This window comes from Candidatus Planktophila sp., from assembly GCF_044348745.1.
GTDB lineage: Bacteria > Actinomycetota > Actinomycetes > Nanopelagicales > Nanopelagicaceae > Planktophila.
In genome coordinates this window covers 1-18,097 of record NZ_JBIKSG010000018.1, presented here as the reverse complement: position 1 = coordinate 18,097, position 18,097 = coordinate 1, and the positions used below count along the sequence as shown (strand labels likewise).

22 protein-coding genes are annotated in these 18,097 nt (G+C 44.7%); 7 read left to right on the top strand and 15 right to left on the bottom strand.

Features of this window, described 5'->3' with window-relative positions; translation table 11 throughout:
- Positions 1 to 155 precede the first annotated feature (155 nt).
- The 5 genes from AC9UH7_RS04200 to phoU all read right to left on the bottom strand — a co-directional run bounded on the left by AC9UH7_RS04200 (position 156) and on the right by phoU (position 5,383).
- A complete protein-coding gene (locus tag AC9UH7_RS04200) occupies positions 156 to 1,385 on the bottom strand; it encodes an MFS transporter (RefSeq protein WP_509595476.1) in 1,230 nt (409 codons plus the stop codon).
- 23 nt (positions 1,386 to 1,408) lie between these two features.
- Complete coding sequence (locus AC9UH7_RS04195) at positions 1,409 to 3,982, bottom strand: LuxR C-terminal-related transcriptional regulator (RefSeq protein ID WP_509595474.1); 2,574 nt, start codon at positions 3,980 to 3,982, stop codon at positions 1,409 to 1,411.
- A 76-nt stretch (positions 3,983 to 4,058) separates the two neighbouring features.
- Positions 4,059 to 4,517 carry a DinB family protein gene (locus AC9UH7_RS04190; protein ID WP_509595472.1) on the bottom strand — a complete coding sequence of 153 codons (459 nt, stop codon included), beginning with the start codon at positions 4,515 to 4,517 and terminating at the stop codon, positions 4,059 to 4,061.
- Positions 4,518 to 4,519: 2 nt separating this feature from the next.
- Positions 4,520 to 4,669, bottom strand: coding sequence for a hypothetical protein (locus tag AC9UH7_RS04185; protein ID WP_509595469.1), 150 nt, complete (start codon positions 4,667 to 4,669; stop codon positions 4,520 to 4,522).
- A gap of 69 nt (positions 4,670 to 4,738) precedes the next feature.
- Positions 4,739 to 5,383 (bottom strand): phosphate signaling complex protein PhoU, encoded by a 645-nt coding sequence (gene phoU, locus AC9UH7_RS04180; RefSeq protein WP_509595481.1) that lies wholly within the window; start codon positions 5,381 to 5,383, stop codon positions 4,739 to 4,741.
- Between the two features lie 98 nt (positions 5,384 to 5,481).
- Between phoU and AC9UH7_RS04175 the strand changes: the two genes are divergently transcribed.
- Together AC9UH7_RS04175 and AC9UH7_RS04170 are read left to right on the top strand one after the other, a co-directional pair.
- On the top strand, positions 5,482 to 6,546 hold the full coding sequence (locus tag AC9UH7_RS04175) for a sensor histidine kinase (RefSeq protein ID WP_509595467.1): 1,065 nt from the start codon (positions 5,482 to 5,484) through the stop codon (positions 6,544 to 6,546).
- Positions 6,546 to 7,235 (top strand): winged helix-turn-helix domain-containing protein, encoded by a 690-nt coding sequence (locus tag AC9UH7_RS04170; RefSeq protein ID WP_509595464.1) that lies wholly within the window; start codon positions 6,546 to 6,548, stop codon positions 7,233 to 7,235. Before AC9UH7_RS04175 ends, AC9UH7_RS04170 begins: the two co-directional genes overlap by 1 nt.
- Here AC9UH7_RS04170 and AC9UH7_RS04165 read toward each other — a convergent pair.
- The 4 genes from AC9UH7_RS04165 to AC9UH7_RS04150 form a co-directional block, all read right to left on the bottom strand.
- Positions 7,232 to 7,723, bottom strand: coding sequence for a GNAT family N-acetyltransferase (locus AC9UH7_RS04165; RefSeq protein ID WP_509595462.1), 492 nt, complete (start codon positions 7,721 to 7,723; stop codon positions 7,232 to 7,234). The two genes, AC9UH7_RS04170 and AC9UH7_RS04165, sit on opposite strands and share 4 nt — an antisense overlap.
- Before the next feature lie 70 nt (positions 7,724 to 7,793).
- The gene (locus tag AC9UH7_RS04160; protein WP_509595460.1) at positions 7,794 to 8,693 is read right to left on the bottom strand and encodes an oxygenase MpaB family protein; all 900 of its coding nucleotides are present in this window, start codon (positions 8,691 to 8,693) and stop codon (positions 7,794 to 7,796) included.
- 42 nt (positions 8,694 to 8,735) lie between these two features.
- Positions 8,736 to 9,308 (bottom strand): DUF1801 domain-containing protein, encoded by a 573-nt coding sequence (locus tag AC9UH7_RS04155; RefSeq protein ID WP_509595457.1) that lies wholly within the window; start codon positions 9,306 to 9,308, stop codon positions 8,736 to 8,738.
- Positions 9,305 to 10,147 (bottom strand): undecaprenyl-diphosphate phosphatase, encoded by an 843-nt coding sequence (locus AC9UH7_RS04150; RefSeq protein ID WP_509595479.1) that lies wholly within the window; start codon positions 10,145 to 10,147, stop codon positions 9,305 to 9,307. Before AC9UH7_RS04150 ends, AC9UH7_RS04155 begins: the two co-directional genes overlap by 4 nt.
- A gap of 96 nt (positions 10,148 to 10,243) precedes the next feature.
- On the opposite strand from AC9UH7_RS04150, the gene AC9UH7_RS04145 reads away from it, so the two are divergent.
- Both AC9UH7_RS04145 and AC9UH7_RS04140 read left to right on the top strand, forming a co-directional pair.
- Positions 10,244 to 10,963: a DNA alkylation repair protein gene (locus AC9UH7_RS04145; RefSeq protein WP_509595454.1), complete on the top strand. Its 720-nt coding sequence runs from the start codon at positions 10,244 to 10,246 to the stop codon at positions 10,961 to 10,963.
- A 34-nt stretch (positions 10,964 to 10,997) separates the two neighbouring features.
- Positions 10,998 to 11,360 (top strand): TipAS antibiotic-recognition domain-containing protein, encoded by a 363-nt coding sequence (locus AC9UH7_RS04140; RefSeq protein WP_509595451.1) that lies wholly within the window; start codon positions 10,998 to 11,000, stop codon positions 11,358 to 11,360.
- Here AC9UH7_RS04140 and AC9UH7_RS04135 read toward each other — a convergent pair whose 3' ends face one another.
- Entirely contained in the window at positions 11,361 to 11,978 is a 618-nt protein-coding gene (locus AC9UH7_RS04135) for a DNA-3-methyladenine glycosylase family protein (protein ID WP_509595448.1), read from the bottom strand. It lies immediately after the preceding gene.
- Positions 11,979 to 11,980: 2 nt separating this feature from the next.
- Positions 11,981 to 12,304 carry a YciI family protein gene (locus AC9UH7_RS04130; protein WP_509595445.1) on the bottom strand — a complete coding sequence of 108 codons (324 nt, stop codon included), beginning with the start codon at positions 12,302 to 12,304 and terminating at the stop codon, positions 11,981 to 11,983.
- 80 nt (positions 12,305 to 12,384) lie between these two features.
- Between AC9UH7_RS04130 and AC9UH7_RS04125 the strand changes: the two genes are divergently transcribed.
- The 3 genes from AC9UH7_RS04125 to AC9UH7_RS04115 are packed head-to-tail and all read left to right on the top strand — an operon-like array spanning position 12,385 to position 15,450.
- The gene (locus AC9UH7_RS04125) at positions 12,385 to 13,887 is read left to right on the top strand and encodes a TldD/PmbA family protein (protein ID WP_509595442.1); all 1,503 of its coding nucleotides are present in this window, start codon (positions 12,385 to 12,387) and stop codon (positions 13,885 to 13,887) included.
- Complete coding sequence (locus AC9UH7_RS04120) at positions 13,884 to 15,266, top strand: metallopeptidase TldD-related protein (RefSeq protein ID WP_509595439.1); 1,383 nt, start codon at positions 13,884 to 13,886, stop codon at positions 15,264 to 15,266. The genes AC9UH7_RS04125 and AC9UH7_RS04120 overlap by 4 nt, the downstream gene beginning before the upstream one ends.
- 1 nt (position 15,267) lies before the next feature.
- Complete coding sequence (locus AC9UH7_RS04115; protein WP_509595437.1) at positions 15,268 to 15,450, top strand: hypothetical protein; 183 nt, start codon at positions 15,268 to 15,270, stop codon at positions 15,448 to 15,450.
- Between the two features lie 66 nt (positions 15,451 to 15,516).
- On the opposite strand, the gene AC9UH7_RS04110 is transcribed toward AC9UH7_RS04115, so the two are convergent.
- The 4 genes from AC9UH7_RS04110 to AC9UH7_RS04095 are packed head-to-tail and all read right to left on the bottom strand — an operon-like array spanning position 15,517 to position 18,002.
- Positions 15,517 to 15,840: a DMT family transporter gene (locus tag AC9UH7_RS04110; RefSeq protein WP_509595434.1), complete on the bottom strand. Its 324-nt coding sequence runs from the start codon at positions 15,838 to 15,840 to the stop codon at positions 15,517 to 15,519.
- The gene (locus AC9UH7_RS04105; RefSeq protein ID WP_509595431.1) at positions 15,841 to 16,992 is read right to left on the bottom strand and encodes a DUF418 domain-containing protein; all 1,152 of its coding nucleotides are present in this window, start codon (positions 16,990 to 16,992) and stop codon (positions 15,841 to 15,843) included.
- An 11-nt stretch (positions 16,993 to 17,003) separates the two neighbouring features.
- Complete coding sequence (locus tag AC9UH7_RS04100; RefSeq protein ID WP_509595428.1) at positions 17,004 to 17,456, bottom strand: small multi-drug export protein; 453 nt, start codon at positions 17,454 to 17,456, stop codon at positions 17,004 to 17,006.
- Positions 17,457 to 18,002, bottom strand: a complete 546-nt coding sequence (locus AC9UH7_RS04095; protein ID WP_509595426.1) for a hypothetical protein — start codon at positions 18,000 to 18,002, stop codon at positions 17,457 to 17,459. It abuts the gene before it with no gap.
- Between the last annotated feature and the right edge of the window lie 95 nt (positions 18,003 to 18,097).

Genomic DNA, 18,097 nt, shown 5'->3' with positions numbered 1-18,097 from the left:
GTCTGTGGAGAGTCGACCTGCCCCATAGGCGCTTTTGGTGGGTGAAGTCTGCCTTAATGAACGGCAAATGAGCAAGAGGTGAACAGTCTGCATGAGCGCGTGGTTTATAACGTTACCGTAAAGAAATGGTGCAAATGGGGTGATTTCTACCCCCACTAAGCAGCTTCAACAGCCTCACTTGATGGTTTGGCAGTTTGGGCAATATTGAGCAGGAACCCAATAGATAGGAAAGCAAGGGTGGAGGCAATCACTCCTCCCACATACATAGGCAGACGCAGGCTGTAGTGAGCAAGAACGCCGCCGAGTAAAGATCCAATCGGCATCATTCCCCAGACCAAAGTTCTGCGTGTTCCATGGATACGCCCATACAACTCATTTGGGATCACGGTTTGATAGGTAGCCATGAGCAAAATATTCCATTGAGAAATTGCAAAGCCACCAAAGGTTGCAAGGGCTACGAAGACATAAATGTTTGGTGAAAATCCTAGGAGCAAAAGGACAACCGAACTTGAAACAATTCCAAAGGTCATGGCATTGCTGCGCCCAAATTTCTCAGATAGTCGCGGAGCCATAAATGCGCCAGCAATGGCACCGATGCTTTGGATGGCCAGGATGACACCAAAGAGTTGCTTTGGAAGTTCAAGCTCTTTAGTGATGAACAAAACCATGGTTGCATTACCCATGGAGTAACACACACCAATGGATGCTGTAGTCACGACAAGTCTGCGTAGGACTTTTTCATTGAAAAGGTACTTGATACCAAATTTCATATCTGCAACAAACTTTTTCTTTTCTTTTGCAACATCATCGTGGCGAACATCCTGCAAATACTTGATTGGGATTGAAAGTGCTAGTAATGCGGCAACTGCCAAGCCAAGACTATTGATAAAGAAAGGAAGAGCGATAGCGATGGCATAGATGAAGCCACTTAGAGGAGCACCAACAAATCCTTGAATAACAGTCTCTGATATTTGAAGGCGTGAGTTACCTTTTTCGAAGTTTTTTTCTTCCAGAATCTGAGGGATTAGCGATTGAGCCGTTGTGTCAGCTGCAACTTCACACACACCAACAATAAATGAGGCTGCCAGTAACCAATAGATGGTTACTTGGTCAATTGAAATCAAGAGCGCTAGCACGCCAACTACTGCACTTCTAGTGGCATTGGCTCCTGCCAGAATAAAACGACGATCTACTCGATCGACTAAAACACCAATGGGGATCGCAAACAACAACCAAGGCAACATCACCATTGCACCAATGGCAGAAATCAAGACGGTGCTATCAGTCAAGGTAATCGCAAGAAGCGGGGCTGCTGCTATCAAAATTCCATCTGAAAGATTTGAAACGATGCTAGATGCCCACATGCGATTAAAGGCTGGACCCATGCCGGTAACCTTATAGGAAAGGCTCAAATAAGAAGAAGCTTTCTGGCTTTCTCTACCGCTGTATAGCGCCCATCCACATCAAGCTTTCGATACACATTTCGCAAATGAGTCTTCATTGTGTTTTGTGAAATATGTAGTTGCTTAGCAATTGCGCTAATTGGATTACCCGTAGTCAGATGTTTCAAGATCTCAAGTTCTCGGTTAGTCAACTTCTCATCAAGAGCACCGGTGTCTGAATTTGAATTCTTAATCCGCTCTGACATTTCATGCACCACGCTTTCTATGAAGATAGTTGGCTTGGCTGCAGCAGCTTTCACCATTATTGGATAGAGCCGATTTTGACGAACAAAATACTCATGGAAACCAACCTCTGCCCCTAGATCAAGGGCGGTACGTAAATAGCCGAGTGCCACATTTTCTTGATCAATATTGATGGTGGCTTGATACAAGATCTTATTGACCTTCTCCCGTGGGGTTGTTTCTGGCATCTGTGCCACTAAAGCGTGTATGCGCTTTGGATCTGCCTCAAACTTCAAATTCAAATCGATTTGTCGGACCATTTCAATCTTTGGCATCCGTTGCAGTAACTCTTCAGCGCGTTTCCAATCATTTAAAACAAAGCGCAAGAAGACATCTGTGACATCGATGATCCAACCCATTTGATTTGGAGTCTGCAGTTGTCTGTGTTTTTCGCGTTGGGTAGCAATTGCATCGACCACATGAGTTATCAAACCTTGGGTTATCTGAATGCGAGAGCGAGTACCGCTGGCCATGAAGAACCAAGGCCAGATTCGTGAAGCTTCTGCTTTTTGTTCAATGGAATTTGAAGTCTCGATAGCCCGTTCTAATTGAGAAAGCTCTAACTGGCATCGGGATAAAACTAACAATGCATCATGTGGTGCAGTAATTCCAGAGAATCCATTGTTGTCTGCTTGAGCAATTGCGATCGATGCAAATTCTGCAGCCTCAAAGAATCTTCCTTCACACCATAAGGACATGGATGTCATGCACCCGACGTGATAGGCGGTAATTACTTGGTTGTTACCATCTTGCAACTCCTTGGCACGAAGCAGTGAAGAAGCAACCAATTCTGCATCGTCATAGATATAGGCGATATCGGCTTGCAAGCGCAGAAGTGCGATCTTGTCGACATTTTCAATTCCTGCTATTCCATAATCTTGAGCCAGCGCATTGGCGATGAGCACCCGTGCACGTTCAAAATCTCCTCGAGCAAAGTGCACATGGGACAAAATCATGGCTGCCAGTTGAGAGAGAAATTCTGCCTGCGCATCTTGTTCTGCCACATAATTTAACTCTGCCGCCATCGCTTCTGCTTTTTCAAAATCCAAGTTCACTAAATGGCCCACGACTTCAATAGTTTTCTTAATCAATTCACCGGTCGGGCTGTCATCTGCGCCAAAGTGAGCCCAGCGAATAATCTGATCGCCGCGTCCGATTGCAGCCATGCTTCGGATCGATACCTTCAAAACTTCTGTGATCTGATCTGTATTTCCAGATTTAAAGATGTGTTCTAGCGCTTGCGCGGGTGCACCTTTTGAAATGAAGTACTGAGCTAGTTTTTCATGGGTGGCAAGCTCATGATTCTTTTGGCTATTTCGGATCTCTTGGAGCACTGTAAACATAATTGGATTGATTTTGTAGTTTCGCTGAAATCCAGAAGACACAGAAACAAACATTCCATCAGTTGCCAACTTGTTAATATAACTTTCGGAGAAATCTTCGCCTAAAATTATCGCTGCAGCTTCGAGATCAAACTCTTCTACAATCCCCAGTTTCAATAAACTATGCTGATTCTCTTCATTTAAGGAAGCAAAGGACTCTAGAGCTAAAATCTTTAATGGATTTGAAGTTTCACCTATTTTGAAATCACTCTCAGTTGCGCCATGCGAGATATTCTTTGCCATCATTTGAATTGCAGCAGGCCAGCCATTGCACTTGATTAAGTGTTGTGAAACCTTCCAGTCTTTGGTGTCTAATCCATTGAGTTCACAAATCATCGTGATTTCATTCTCTGAAAACTTCAAGTCCTGACTTGTTATCAAACTTAGGTTTCCAACGCTTGCATATCGACCCAGTGAAGTGGCTGGAGTGACTCGCCTTACGATTACAACGTGAACATTATTTGGCAAGTTATCTACTAGAGCTTGTGCAAATGGCGCCACTTCTTGGGCATCAGATGGTCCGTTATCAATTACAAAGTTAAAGTCTTCTCTTACTTCACTTGCTTCATGGACCATATAACGTATGTAGCTATCTGCTGAAAGAAATCTTTCGCTTTCAAAATCTGCAGCAAACTTAGGCAGGACATTTCGAACCGCCTGCACGATGTGGGCAAAAAACATTTGAGGTGAATCACTTGGATCCACAGAACACCAAATAGTTGGTCTGGCTTGGACTTTCGCCCATTCAGCCACAAGCATCGTTTTTCCGTATCCAGTTGGGGCGGCGACAATCGTGGCCCCTGGCAAGTTTGTCTCAAATAGAGGAAAAAGGTGCTTACGAGAGAGAAAATTGGCCGGGACGACCGGGGCTACTGTGCGGGCTAAATTCACCCCTTGGATTACGCCACGCTTCATGCTCAAAGGGTGATGGGTAACCCCTGCTTAATCAAGGCAGCCTCACCCCTGTTGGGGTGAGATGTGGAGGTTATTTCTAAGCCAAGTTTTGCTTGATTTGCTCTGCGTGATTGTTGGCATGACGGGTATAGGTCTCAAGCCAACGCTTGAGTGAATACTCCCCTGCCTCAGTGTGAGTGCCCACAAGCTCTAATTGCTCAAGTTTTAACCGCTTAATGATGTCCAGTGATGCTGCGCGAACAGCCGTGAACACCGCAATCGAATTTTCGATCGGAAGTTCGGTGTAGCCAAGGGTTGCATCTGTTGCCCACAAGTTTTCGTCATACCCCTGGATAACCGGATTTGGTTCTGCCACTAAGCGGCGAAGACGTGCATATGACTGTGTCTCACTATCTGCGCAGTGGTGAATAACTTGGCGCGAACTCCAATTTTCACCATCGTTTACATCAAGCTTTTCCGCAGGCACAGATGTTGCAATCTGCAAAAACTCTCTTGTTGCTGCCTCGTATGCAGCGGCGAGTTCTTCAATGTTCATTGCTATCCTCCTTGGATGATCTGGTAAGAATTAGATTCGATCATATGCTCATCATCTTCTACTTTATCTACCAGTAAAACAATGATAATTACCAGTAAACCAGCGATGATTCCAAGCAGCAATCCAGACTTTTTATCAAAGTTGATCTGCATGATTTCCTCTTTCCCTCGATTCTTTAGTGTAGCCGTGGAATCGATTTATAAGGAAGGAGCCTAAAGCTTTTAAGCTGGGAACTCGCCCTTTACTAAGAAGTACACACGACGTGCGACTGCAACAGCGTGGTCTGCAAAGCGCTCGTAGTAGCGGCCTAGCAAGGTTAGATCGATTGCTGACTCAATTGTTATCCCGCCACCGTTGTTAGTGATTCCGATAATAACTTTTTTGTGTAGCTCATCCATCTCGTCATCATCTTTTTCAACCTGCAATGCCATATCGGTATCGCGCGTAGTAATAACTGTTGCGACCTTCATGGCTAGTTTTTCTGCAACATGTCCCATCTCAGTAAAAGCTAAAACCAGATTTGCTGGGATTGCATTTGCTGGGTGACGCAGGCGCGCAACCTTTGCAATGTGGTGGGCAAGATCGCCCATGCGCTCTAAATCAGCGCTCATGCGAAGTGCGGTGATAAGTGCACGAAGATCAGATGCCACCGGTTGCTGACGGGCAATGATGTCGATGATGCGTGCATCTAGTTCATGTTGGTAATCATCGATTTTTACATCGGTTGCAATTACTTCTTCGGCCAACTTCAGGTCAGCAGAGAGGAGCGACTTGGAGGCCTTAACTATTGATTCTGAAACCATGTTTGTAAGGTCGACCAAAGACTGAGAAACACCATCAAGCTCGTCCTGAAACGCTGATCTAATAAGGGCCATGGGTGCAACCTAAGGCTCAATGATTAACATACGCAAACCATTGGGTTAACGGGCGGTAAACTGGGGTTTTGCCGCGATAGAGTTTCTATATGAGGTTAAAGCGCAGGGTTATGGATCAGGCTGCAGACCCTCGCCTATTGCCTGAAATGCTTATAAAGACCCTTGATAATCTCGATGGTGATGCTTTGGTATTGGCCCCTGGCGAGCAGCCAATTTTTGCCTCCAATGGAATCGAACGCCTGGGAATTTTAAAAGATGGACGTATCGATAGCCCAGAACTCTTGGCCACAATAAGAGTAGTACGCCGCACAAACACAAAACACACCGGGCGCATAGATATTCCACGAGGACCAATCGGTGAAGGTATTCATGAGTTAACGGTCAATATTTTTCCCTTAACCGAAGGTGATCTAGTTATTGTCCTGATCTCAGATGAAAGTGAAGCTCAACGAGTTCACGAAGTTCGTCGCGACTTTGTTGCAAATATTTCCCATGAATTAAAAACACCTATCGGTGCACTTTCTCTATTGAGTGAAGCGGTTTTAGGTGCAAAGGATGAACCAGAAGCGGTCACCATGTTTGCAACCCGAATGCAATCAGAATCAAGGCGTTTAACCGATTTGGTGCAAGAAATTATTAACCTCTCTCGCATTCAAGATTCTGATCCGCTGCAAGTTGCCGAAGAAGTTGAAGTTGGGTACTTAGTGAAGGAGGCGATTGATCAAAGCCAGATCAATGCCGAAAATAGACACATCACAGTTACTTTCCAGGAAGAGAAAAATCTAACTGTTTGGGGTGACCGTGATCAATTAACCATGGCCACCCAAAATCTTATTGATAACGCCATCAACTACTCCCCAGAAAATACTAAGGTTGCAGTGACAAGCAAACTAGTCGATGGCATTGTTGAAATATCTGTTACAGATCAGGGCATAGGTATTCCTGAGGCTGATTTATTACGGATCTTTGAACGTTTTTACAGAGTAGATCCAGCACGTTCTCGCCAGACAGGCGGCACAGGCTTGGGCCTCTCAATTGTTAAGCACGTTGCATCAAAGCATGGCGGGGATGTGAAGGTCTGGAGCGCAGAAAATATCGGAAGCACATTCACTTTACTTTTGCCTATTTATAACAAACAAGCGGAGGCCAACTAATGTCCAAGATTCTCATCGTAGAAGATGAAGCATCATTTTCGGAAGCACTGGCTTTTCTACTTGGCAAAGAGGGATTTGAAACTTTGGTGGCCGAGGATGGTCGCAAGGCACTTGATCTCTTTGCCAAAGAAGGTGCGGATTTAATCTTGCTTGATCTCATGATTCCTGTGGTCTCTGGCGTTGAGGTGTGCCGAACAATTCGCACTACTTCTCAGGTACCAATTATTATGTTGACTGCAAAAGATGCCGAAATCGACAAGGTGGTCGGGCTCGAACTTGGCGCTGATGATTATGTAACAAAGCCATACTCATCTCGCGAATTAATCGCACGCATTAAAGCGGTATTGCGTCGTGGACTCACAGATGACGGTTCAATTCAAGATCAAGATTTAATGGAAGTTGGACCAGTAAAGCTCAACATCGGTAAGCACCAAGTGTCGGTAAATGGGACGCCTGTCTCACTTCCTCTCAAAGAGTTTGAGCTTCTTGAGTTTTTAATGCGTAACTCAGGTCGCGTACTAACTCGCTCTCAATTGATTGATCGCGTGTGGGGCGGGGATTACTACGGAGACACAAAGACATTAGATGTTCACATCAAGCGTCTTCGTGCCAAGATTGAAGCAGATCCAGCAAATCCGGTACTTATTCAAACTATCCGCGGACTTGGATACAAACTAGAAAACATCTAGTTTTTGCTTCTCCGAATCATTCGTTGGTAAAACTTGCCTGGTTGGCGGGTACTTGGTGTGTCCTCGCCCATTTTCACAAAACCTAATTTTTCATAGGCTGCAATCGCGCTGTAATTATCTATCCAAACGCCAAGTCCCTGAATCTTCCAATCCCTGTCTTGAGCATCTAGAAAATTAAACATCTCGCGAAGAAGTCCGACACCTCGAAACTCAGGATCACTCCAGCAGCCACCAATCCAACAAGTCGCACCAAAATCGCCATCTAGTTCCTCTACAGACATGAGGGCAGCGTCACGACCATCAATAGAGGCAATTAGAAAGTCAAGCTTTTCAAATTTTTTGCGCCATTCAGATTCAGTCTCTGCGCTTTCAATTTCATATGTACCTCCAAAAGCCTCTGGATTAACAGTGAGTGACTTGAGTCTGATTGCGCGCAGGCGCTGCCACTCATTTGAATGAATAATCTCAACTTTGAAATTGTTTGTCATGGGCAAATCATGCCATCTGCATTCACCGAGCTGTAATTGAATAGACTCAATAAGTGTTAGCCCTTGCTGATTAATGTGACTTAGCAATACGCTCTCGTGCGACCTGCATGGCAGGTGGTTCCGGGCCTAGAATCGCTAGAAATATACCCAAGCTAATTCGTGAAATCTTTAGCCAAACCTTTGATCGCTTTTCTAGTCCAAGAAGTTTTAGTTCGCGTTGATCAAGTGTTGCAATCGCAGCATTTACTATTACTTTGTAAAAGAACCTACCTGCGCCGTCAAATGGTGGATTTAAGATAAAGCGAACGACTTCAGAGGTTCTAGCTCCGGTTGCCAAGTCATTCTTGCGGAAGTCATCAAGTGTTGCCTCTAGCTCTTCAACTGACTTAGGCGCATTGGTCAATCCAAGTGGAATTGCGCTCTTGCTCCATTGGGCAACATATGCATCCGCTCCTTGATCTATGGGATAACCAAGTGCCAGGTGTGCCTTTAAGAATGAATCTGTAAAAGCGCAATGTACCCACAACAAGAACCTTGGATCTTTGGCTCTATAACTCTGCTCATCTCCATTTTTGTTTTTAAACTCACCCTTAACATGATCGTGCATAGCGTTAACACGGGCAGCTTCTCGGTCAATAACTTCTGCAGAAGCAAATGTTGTAACGGTAAGCCAACGTGTTGTCCCAGCTAACCGGCCTAACGGATCTGATTCATATCTTGAGTGTTCTGCAACTCCTGATAACGGCGCTGGATGGGCTGCTTGTAACAAGAGCGCGCGGACTCCCCCAACTAACGTTGCGATACAACCATGGACTTGCCACACAGCACTGCCAGGACCAAACAATCCAGGTCCAGACCCAACAGCAATTGTGTTAACCCATTCAGGTCGTCCATCTTTTGAACCAGAGACATTTTCTCTAAACTTATCTGCAAGTGGCTTTGTTAGCGGAAATTTATGGAATTCGAACACCGACAAATGGTAGAAGTATTAGTCAGATCCTGCCAATCAAAACTAAGAGCCGAAATTGGTCTTCTTGTATGGCTTGCCTTTTTGATCATAGGTGATCCAAACACCCACTTGCTTGCCAACTTTAAAGGAACCAGAGTGCAAAATCACTCCATCTTTCCTGAACCATTTCCAATCACCGTGCAGGGAATCATTCTTCATCTTTCCTGAGGCCTTTAGAACTCCATTGCCATAAAACTCTAAGAACTCCCCCGTTTTCTTTGGATAGCTTCCATTGATTTGAGATATGCGGGCCTTAAGTATTTTTCTTAATAGTGGCTTTGGAAATCTCTTGTCCACAGCAAAGTGAATAGATCCCTTTGTTTGCACATAATTCGCCAATTCAGTTTTTAAGAGTAAGTTTGTTGACCCGCTATATGGAAAAAGACTGTTATGGTTTTTGAAGCCATCTAGTCCAATAATCGCTACGTCATGAATTAAAAATGTGGGAATTCCATACTTAATTACCTCTGTCGCCGTTGGCAGCTCATCTGAGATCATTTCACGAAGGTTTTGCAAAATTGAGCGTTGCCCAACCTCAAATTTCTTAAGGTGTTTATCTACTAGCGCCTTGCTCATGCCGAAATGACACCTGTTGCCAAAAGAACGAGTAGCAAAGAACCCAGAACTATGCGGTAGATAATAAATGGCATAAAGCTCCTAGTAGCCACAAACTTTAGAAGCCAAGCGATAACAATGTAGCCAATTACAAATGCCACTGCAGTAGCTGCAAGTGTTTCTGGAATTGAAAAAACATTAGGTTCGGCATTGGATGAGAATGCCTTCTTTAATTGGTAAAACCCGCTTCCAAAGACAGCAGGTAGGGCTAACAAAAAGGAATACCGAAGTGCTGCTTCTCGGGAGTATCCCAAGAATCGACCCATCGCAATTGTGGCACCAGAGCGAGAAACCCCAGGCACTAATGCAAGTGCTTGCGCTGCGCCGTAGAGGAGACCGTGCTTATTGCTGAGTTGATCCAGAGATCGCTCACTCTTTCCATACTTGTCTGCAATCCCAAGTATCACTCCAAAAATGATCATCACAGATGCGATAAGCCAGAGTGAGCGAAGATCTTTTTCAATAAAGTCGCTGCCAAAATATCCGAGAATCACAATAGGAATAGTTCCGAAAATAATGAGCCAACCCATGCGAGCGCGTGGTTTATCTTCAGTTGAAATCTCTTTCCGCATGATGGCTTCATGGAACCAAGCACGAACAATTGCGGCGATGTCTTTACGGAAGAAGATAAGCACCGCTAGTTCTGTCCCGATTTGAGTAATAGCTGTAAAGCGAGCGCCGGGGTCTTTTGCGCCATCTAGGAACTCACCAACGATTCGAATATGGGCACTTGATGAGATTGGCAAGAATTCAGTGAGGCCTTGAACAAGGCCGAGAATTAACGCTTCAAACACGCACAGCCTCCCTCGCCACCATCAGATAAGCCCTAATAGTAACTAGTCAAGACAACCAACTACTCCATATGAACGGTGAAATTGATTCTATATATTTAACCTGTGACCGCCAGTATTGCTTTAGCTGACTTAAGGGCCTTTACCAAGAAAGGCAGGATCAGCGACCTTGCACGCTTCTATAAGACCGGCGCTGGTGAATACGGAGAGGGTGACTTATTCCTTGGTGGCACAGTCCCGCAAACACGATCGGTTGCGAAGAAGCATCAGAACTTAGATTTGAAGGAAGTGGAAAAACTTTTCAAGTCACCATTTCATGAAGCGCGCTTATGTGCAGCGATAATTCTTAACCATCAATTTGCTAAGGCAAAAACGTCGCAGGAGCGTAAGAAGATATTTGACTTCTATATGAAGCAAGTTTTAGCAGAGCGAGTAAACAATTGGGACATTGTTGATGTGTCTGCCCCTTGGATGGGTGTCTATTTAACAGAAGTTAAAGATCCTATGCCCTTGTTAAAAAAGCTATCTAAATCCAAATCTCTATGGCAACGACGTGTTTCAATGATTTTAACTTTTGCGCTAATCCGCGCGGGAGATTTAGAGCCAACAGTCATCATTGCAAAAGTACTTCTGAAGGATGAACAAGACCTCATTCATAAGGCTGTGGGCTGGATGCTTCGCGAAGCAGGGAAACGCGATGTGATGTTGTTGCGAGGGTTCTTAAGGGAGCATGCGCATGCAATGCCACGCACAATGCTCAGGTATGCGATCGAAAAACTGCCTGAACGTGAACGTAAACAATGGCTGATAGATAGCAAATCCTAGGAATGACTCAAGAGCCATTGTAGAATTCGGAGAAATGAACGCACACGATAAAGAAGTTCAAGAACGTTGGGGCGATACCGACGCTTATCGGCAATCCCAATCAAAAAGTGCCAAGTACTCAAAAGAGGACTTCGAGGCAGCCAAAGTAGATCAAGAGGCTGCGACAGAGTTGTTTGTCTATGCCTTTGGCAACTCATTACCTGTTGATTCAAACAAAACTAAGGAAGCCGTCATTTCGCACCGCGAGGCGATTACTAAGTGGTTTTATGACTGTTCGGTAGAGATGCAAAAGAATTTGGCTGTTATGTACGTTGAGGACCCACGATTTAAAGAGTATTACGATGGAAGAGTTAAAGGCTTAGCCCAATACGTTCACGATGCTATTCAAGCTCAATAATTAGGATGCTCTCCAGCAATACCAAGCAACCACACTTCGCATTCCAACAAATTGTTCACCTAATCTTTGTAGTTCTTTCGGTTTAATAGGTTCAGAATTGCCGTGCAAGTTATCCCAGCCTCTTCGTACCGCTAGGTCATCAACCGGCCACACATCCAATCTCCCGAGGTGAAAGATTAAAAACATCTCTACAGTCCAACGCCCAATGCCAAACAATGGCAATAGTTCTTGAATAATCTCTTCATCTGACATATTCGCAAATCTTCTAAAGTTAATCTCCCCCGATAAGGCCGCCGCTGTCAGCTCGCTAAGTGTGCGCACCTTTGCACCTGTTAATCCAACAGATTGCAATTGCTTAGCTGAGAGCGCGCCGACTCGCTCAGGTGTTATTGATCCTTCGCACTTGATTACCAGTCTTCCAGTAATTGTTTTGGCGGCAGCGGTACTGACTTGTTGAGCAATCACCGCTCGAACCAATGATTGATACTGAGAAAGCTTGGGCTTAGTTAATCCAAATGCACAGGGTTCTAGATTCTTCAATGCTGGCAGAAAAGCCGGGTCAATTTTGCCGATTTTCCTCTTGAGGGTTGCTAACTCTTTAGCGCGATCTTTATCCACGCCTAATGCATTGGGCGTAGTTCAACTTTTCTATTGCATGCCTTTGATGCTAAGTACGCCAACCTTTCAGCAACATCTGCACTTTCAGCCTCAATTATCCAGAGCCCACTGAAATTCTCTTGTGCATCAAATAAAGGTTTGCCAGTGCTCATATTGGCATCATTGCGATTATCAATCACTGTGGCAGTCTCTGGTGGTCGCAATCCCCAAGCAAAGATCCACTGACCATTTGCTCGTAGAGAGTCATTGAACTTATCTATTTCAACCATCTCAGCAGCGGTGCCAGGGCTCTGGAGGTCATCAATGACAGAAATAACGAACTTCATTGGATAAGCATAAATGAATTGGCAAATGGAAGGGCCTGTAGACACTTTCCCTGCGGCAGGATTTGAATTAGGGTTCTGGGGTGAATAAAACCGTAGATGCAGATTTTCTAGCCCTTCCACTAACAGCCATTAGTGATGCCGCAATAAGCACAGCTAAAGATGCTGGCGCTTCCCATGTTGATGTGCGAATAGAGCGCACACGCACTGGTTTGTTGTCTTTACGAGATGCTCGACCAGAGACTCAAAGTGATGAATCAATCGCCGGAGTTGGTGTGCGAGTCATCGTTAACGGTGCTTGGGGTTTTGCTTCTTCCCCGGAAATCTCTGTCGATGTTGCGAAAAAACTTGCAATGACCGCCGTTGCTATGGCAAAAACTTCAAAGCCACTTTCAACAGAATTAGTTTCACTGGTATCCGAACCTGTCTATGCAAATCAGACCTGGGTGTCAGATTATGAAATTGACCCATTCACAGTCTCTGATTCCGATAAGAAGGATCGCTTGGCAGATCTGAGTAATCGATTACTCAAGAGTGCCGGCGTTAATCACACATCAGCGCAAACTATGTTTGTTAAGGAACAAAAGCATTACGCCGATTCATATGGCACCAGCACCACACAGCAGCGTGTTCGAATTCAAACTCAGATTGAAGCTATCTCAATTGGTGCTCACGGTTTTGAATCTATGCGCACCTTGGCACAACCTGCCGGCTTTGGCTGGGAATGGATGGGTAACAATCATTGGAATTGGGACGCAGAAATTGCTGAACTTCCAACATTGCTTGCTGAGAAAGTTGCAGCACCATCAGTTGAACCTGGTCGCTATGACGTTTTGGTTCACCCCTCTAATCTTTGGCTCACCATCCACGAATCAATTGGCCATGCCACTGAATTGGATCGCGCAATTGGTTACGAAGCTAACTACGCTGGAACTTCCTTTGCTACGCCAGACAAGTTAAATACTCTTCAATACGGCTCAAAATTGATGAATGTGACGGGAGATCGCAGTACTTCTCACGGTCTTAGCACCGTGGGCTTTGATGATGAAGGTGTTGCAGCCCAGCGCTGGGACATCATTAAAGATGGTCTTCTCGTTGGTTATCAATTAGATCGCCGCATCGCAGCCCGAGTTAACCGTGATCGAAGCAATGGTTGTGCCTTTGCCGACTCTCCTGCACATGTGCCAATTCAACGTATGCCAAATGTTTCTTTGCAACCAAATCCAACAGGTCCAACCTACGATGAAATGGTTGCTTCAATGGAAGATGGAATCATCATTAAGGGTGACAAGTCGTGGTCAATTGACATGCAGCGTTATAACTTTCAATTTACCGGTCAACAGTTCCACCGTGTTAAGAATGGAAAAATTGTTGGTCAGCTCAAAGATGTTGCCTATCAAGCAACTACAACTGATTTCTGGGGCTCGATGAAGGTTGTTGGCGGACCTTCAACATATGTTCTAGGTGGAGCGTTTAACTGCGGTAAAGCACAACCAGGTCAGATTGCAGCGGTTAGCCATGGTTGCCCAGCGGCAATCTTCGACAAAGTAAATATTCTCAATACTGTTGCGGAGGCTGGAAAATGATTTCTGCTCAAGATCTGATTGAAAAGATTACATCTGTTGCAACATGTGATGATTGCATTGTTGTTGTAAAAGATAAGACGCAAGCAAACCTACGTTGGGCCGGAAGCACGCTAACTACTAATGGTGTTATTCAAGAGCGCAGCGTTACGGTAATCGCATTTGTTGCTGTAGATGGTGGCATGGCATCAGGTGGAGTAACACGCACAGATGTTTCATTGTCGGACATTCCAGCGCTACTTTCAGAAGCCATTGCTGCTGCCAAAGCTGCAGGTCCAGCTGATGACTACTCTCCTCTTGCGACCAATGTTTCAATAGGTAATTGGTCAGGAGAGCACGTTCCAACTGGTCCAGAAGTGTTTTCAACATTTGCACCAGCACTTGGCGATATGTTCTCCCGCTCTGTTGCAGACAAAATTGAACTCTTTGGCTACTCCGAGCACACCAATGAGACAACATGGGTTGGCTCAAAGGGTGGATTGCGATTGCGCAAAGATTCTCCAGTTGGTCGCGTAGAAATGACTGGAAAGTCCCATGATCGCTCTCGCTCTACCTGGGCTGGTGTTGAAACGCGTGACTTTACCGATGTTTCTGTTGCAGATATCGATGGACAAATACGCCAACGTCTACAGTGGCAAGGCACCAAGGTAGATCTTCCAGCTGGACGTTACGACACCATCTTGCCGTCAGGATCAGTTGCAGATCTATTCACCTACATGATGTGGGTATCAACTGCCAGAGATGCCCATGAGGGTCAATCAGTATTTTCTAAAAAGGGTGGTGGAACTCGAATAGGTGAGAAGCTATCTAATGTTTCTCTCCAATTCTTTAGTGATCCAGATTTCAAGCAATTGCCTGCATCTAACTTTGTAGCAACTGCTGTTAGCTCACCGTTTTCATCTGTCTTTGATAACGGTCAACCTATTAAGCGTGTTGATTGGCTCAAAGACGGCGTCTTGCAATCGCTGATTCAAACTCGTGCATCTGCAAAGATGACAAGCCTTGATTTCACGCCGCTAGGGGAAAACTTAGTAATGAGCGTTGATGGTGCGAGTGGATCTCTTGAAGATATGGTCAAGAAAGTTGATAACGGACTGCTACTCACCACTTTCTGGTACATCCGCATGGTTGATCCCAACTCATTACTTCTAACCGGCTTAACTCGTGACGGCGTTTATCACGTGAAAGGTGGAGAAGTAGTAGGAGCAACTAACAACTTCCGCTGGAATGATTCACCTGTATCTGCGCTATCTCGGATCGTGCATGCTGGTGCAACTGAATGGACACAGCCACGTGAGTGGGCTGGCGACATGTCTAATATGGCAATTCCGCCACTAGTAATTAAGGACTTTAATATGTCAACAGTAAGCCCGGGGAACTAGCATGAAAAAATTAATGATGCTTCTATTGTCCATCTCTTTAGCAATGACTGTGGCGGGCTGCTCTTCTAGCAATAACGAAGATGCAAACTTGGAAGAATATGCCGATTGCCTACAGCGCGTAATGGATGAAGCTGCAGCTGCAGGCACAGACATGTTCGATATGTCAGTTTGCGATAATCTCTAAAACACTGTTTGCCTCTTACATCTGCCTGATGTGAGCAAAAGCTTTGGTTTAGATTTCTCTACTTTTTCAGTGACTGGCGCTTGAGAAGTTAAGCAGTACAACACCGGTAATGATGAAGGCGATTGCTGTTATTCGAGAGACAGAAACTGGATCTTTAAAGATCAGCATTCCCAAAATAGCTGTTCCCGCTGCCCCAATTCCCGTCCAGACAGCGTATGCAGTCCCGATAGGTAGAACTTTTAGGGACCAGGCTAAAAGTGAAAAGCTGCCCGTTGCAAAAACCAAGAATCCAATACTTGGCCAAATCTTTGTAAAGTTGTTTGAGAGTTTTAGCATGCTCGCAAAACCAACTTCAAGAAAACCTGCCGTGATGACTGCTAGCCATGCCATTTATGCAACCTTCCTATTTCTTGTGAGGGTACTTACAAGTTGTTCAAGTGGTCCTTGTTTGTATTTTCTCAGCCAAATTGTTGAGAAGTAAACAAGTGCTAGCCAAATTCCAAAGGCAAGCAGCAATACCTGCCATGTTTGGACCTCTTGGAATAGTCCCAGTCCCCATGAACTAAAGATCACTGATGCAATCACCGATTGTGAAATATAGACGGTTAATGACATGGCTCCTGCTGGCTTCATCCATGTGACCAAATGAGGCTTCTCTTGAACAAACTTTCGAATGAGACCGACATAGAGCATTGACATTAATGGAGCTGCAAGAAATGAAGCAGCAAGGGCGATTAAATAAAGTGCTTCAGAAGGTTTAGACATCTGCTCATTTCGGACCATAACAAAGGCCGCAATTAACTGAATAGGGGCACCAAATATCAAACCATTTTTGATCAATTTCGAATTCTTTGTTGAATCTATTGGAGAGGAAAGGAACTGTGATCTAGCCATTCGAAGCCCGAGTAAGAAGGCTGCAAAAGCCAAGCCGCCCTGGAGAAACACTCCAGTCAAAATGCTGTAACTCCACAACTCTAACCTTGCTGGAATCGCCTCTACGAAGGTTCCGTCTCGCAAAATCACGTCAAGATTTGATTCCGTTGTCACTTGCAGATCCTCATTGAGGACACGTTCTGCAACAAAAGCAAAGAAAACAACAAGTGAGAAGAGAAATGCTGACACACCAAAAATCCATCTACCCCAAAGCTTGAGCGTTCTATCTGCACGAAAAAAGAATGGAGTGAGCAGCAACCCAAATAATCCATACATGAAAATGATGTCTCCATGCCACAAGAATGTGAAGTGAAGGATTCCAAGCAGAATCAGGGCAATGCAGCGCTTTACCCATCTAGCTCTATTGGCCGCTTCTCCCCTGACTATGTAATTTGAGCTGTAGCCAAAAAGAAATGAGAAGAGAAGATAAAACTTGCCAGCAAAAATTGCCGAGATAATAAAGGTGGCAGAACCATTAGCAAACCCTTGAACCCACTCACCGCGGGCACCTTGATCACTGTTCAACCCCATGAATTGGATGTTGACGACGAGAATTCCAAGGAGGGCGAATCCTCTTAAAACATCCGGAGCTGTATCTCTTTGCTTCATTTTGTTATCCCCTAAATCGTTACATCAAAGGCCACCATTGCAACTGCAATAGCTATAGCCCACAAAGTTAAACTCGCAATAATCAACAAAGATACACGAAGCGGCCTTACCCCAGCTGTTACTGCAGCTGCTGCTGCAAATTGAGTTCCAATCAGTATTGGGCCAAGGGCCGCCAATCCATAAACTCCATACTTATCAAAGGCCTTGAGTGCTTTTTCAAGCTTAGGTAGTTCGGCGGATTTTCCCTGCTTCGCTCTCTTGTTGATCAATCGTTCTCTAATATTTGAAGCAAAGTAAGCAAAAAGAACAATTGTTATCGAATTTCCTACAACTGCAGCGATTAAAGTTGCTATTGGGTTAAGGCCGACAAGAATTCCTGCTGGTACTACTGCAATAGCTTCCATCCAAGGAATAGCGCCAGCAATGAATACTCCAAGTAACCCAAGGCTCTCAATATTTAGCATTTAGATATCTCGCTCACGCCAAGCCATAACCATCGATGGTAGCGAGCTGCCTAAGAACAACATAGAAATCATTAAGTAACTTCCATCATTACCTTCTGGCTGAAACATCTTTACTTCAGGCCCAATAATCATAAGAAGTATGACTACTAGTGCGATTGTTTCAAACCCACGATAAGCATATCTGAATGAAGTATTTCGAATCGCAATCTGTCGCTCATCTAACAACTCATCCGGAGCATCTGCAATTGATCTAACAGCTATTCGCAAGAATGAATAGCCGAGAACTACGGCAAAGATTACAAAAATGGCCGTGACTGAAAAAACGATTAAGCTGACATCGGTGCTTAAATTTAAGTTTGTCTTAAGAGTAGGCCAGTAGCTACCCAAAGAAGTAAGAACCATGCCAAGTACCATGAGGATTACTAAGACGCGTCTATTCCGCTGAGGTCGTAGCCATCTGAATTTAGAGTTTTCATTATTTAACAAATCTTTGACGCCCTTTTCCGTAACGCCATCAAACCAATAAATCTTGTTCTTCTTTGACATTTATACGCTCCTTACGCAAAGTTCTTTTCTTGCCAGCCAAGAAATAGATAAGGGATTGAGGCATAAGTGGCAATTGCTGGTAGCCACAGCCGGGA

Excerpts from the sequence above, each read along its gene's own strand:
- AC9UH7_RS04200 (WP_509595476.1), bottom strand. The coding sequence starts at position 1,385 with ATGGGTCCAGCCTTTAATCGCATGTGGGCATCTAGCATCGTTTCAAAT.
- AC9UH7_RS04115 (WP_509595437.1), top strand. The coding sequence starts at position 15,268 with ATGAAAAAATTAATGATGCTTCTATTGTCCATCTCTTTAGCAATGACT.
- AC9UH7_RS04165 (WP_509595462.1), bottom strand. The coding sequence starts at position 7,723 with ATGACAAACAATTTCAAAGTTGAGATTATTCATTCAAATGAGTGGCAG.
- AC9UH7_RS04130 (WP_509595445.1), bottom strand. The coding sequence starts at position 12,304 with ATGAAGTTCGTTATTTCTGTCATTGATGACCTCCAGAGCCCTGGCACC.
- AC9UH7_RS04190 (WP_509595472.1), bottom strand. The coding sequence starts at position 4,517 with ATGAACATTGAAGAACTCGCCGCTGCATACGAGGCAGCAACAAGAGAG.
- AC9UH7_RS04155 (WP_509595457.1), bottom strand. The coding sequence starts at position 9,308 with ATGAGCAAGGCGCTAGTAGATAAACACCTTAAGAAATTTGAGGTTGGG.
- AC9UH7_RS04175 (WP_509595467.1), top strand. The coding sequence starts at position 5,482 with ATGAGGTTAAAGCGCAGGGTTATGGATCAGGCTGCAGACCCTCGCCTA.
- AC9UH7_RS04095 (WP_509595426.1), bottom strand. The coding sequence starts at position 18,002 with ATGTCAAAGAAGAACAAGATTTATTGGTTTGATGGCGTTACGGAAAAG.
- AC9UH7_RS04195 (WP_509595474.1), bottom strand. The coding sequence starts at position 3,982 with ATGAAGCGTGGCGTAATCCAAGGGGTGAATTTAGCCCGCACAGTAGCC.
- AC9UH7_RS04120 (WP_509595439.1), top strand. The coding sequence starts at position 13,884 with ATGATTTCTGCTCAAGATCTGATTGAAAAGATTACATCTGTTGCAACA.
- AC9UH7_RS04170 (WP_509595464.1), top strand. The coding sequence starts at position 6,546 with ATGTCCAAGATTCTCATCGTAGAAGATGAAGCATCATTTTCGGAAGCA.
- AC9UH7_RS04185 (WP_509595469.1), bottom strand. The coding sequence starts at position 4,669 with ATGCAGATCAACTTTGATAAAAAGTCTGGATTGCTGCTTGGAATCATC.
- AC9UH7_RS04110 (WP_509595434.1), bottom strand. The coding sequence starts at position 15,840 with ATGGCATGGCTAGCAGTCATCACGGCAGGTTTTCTTGAAGTTGGTTTT.
- AC9UH7_RS04140 (WP_509595451.1), top strand. The coding sequence starts at position 10,998 with ATGAACGCACACGATAAAGAAGTTCAAGAACGTTGGGGCGATACCGAC.
- AC9UH7_RS04105 (WP_509595431.1), bottom strand. The coding sequence starts at position 16,992 with ATGAAGCAAAGAGATACAGCTCCGGATGTTTTAAGAGGATTCGCCCTC.
- AC9UH7_RS04100 (WP_509595428.1), bottom strand. The coding sequence starts at position 17,456 with ATGCTAAATATTGAGAGCCTTGGGTTACTTGGAGTATTCATTGCTGGC.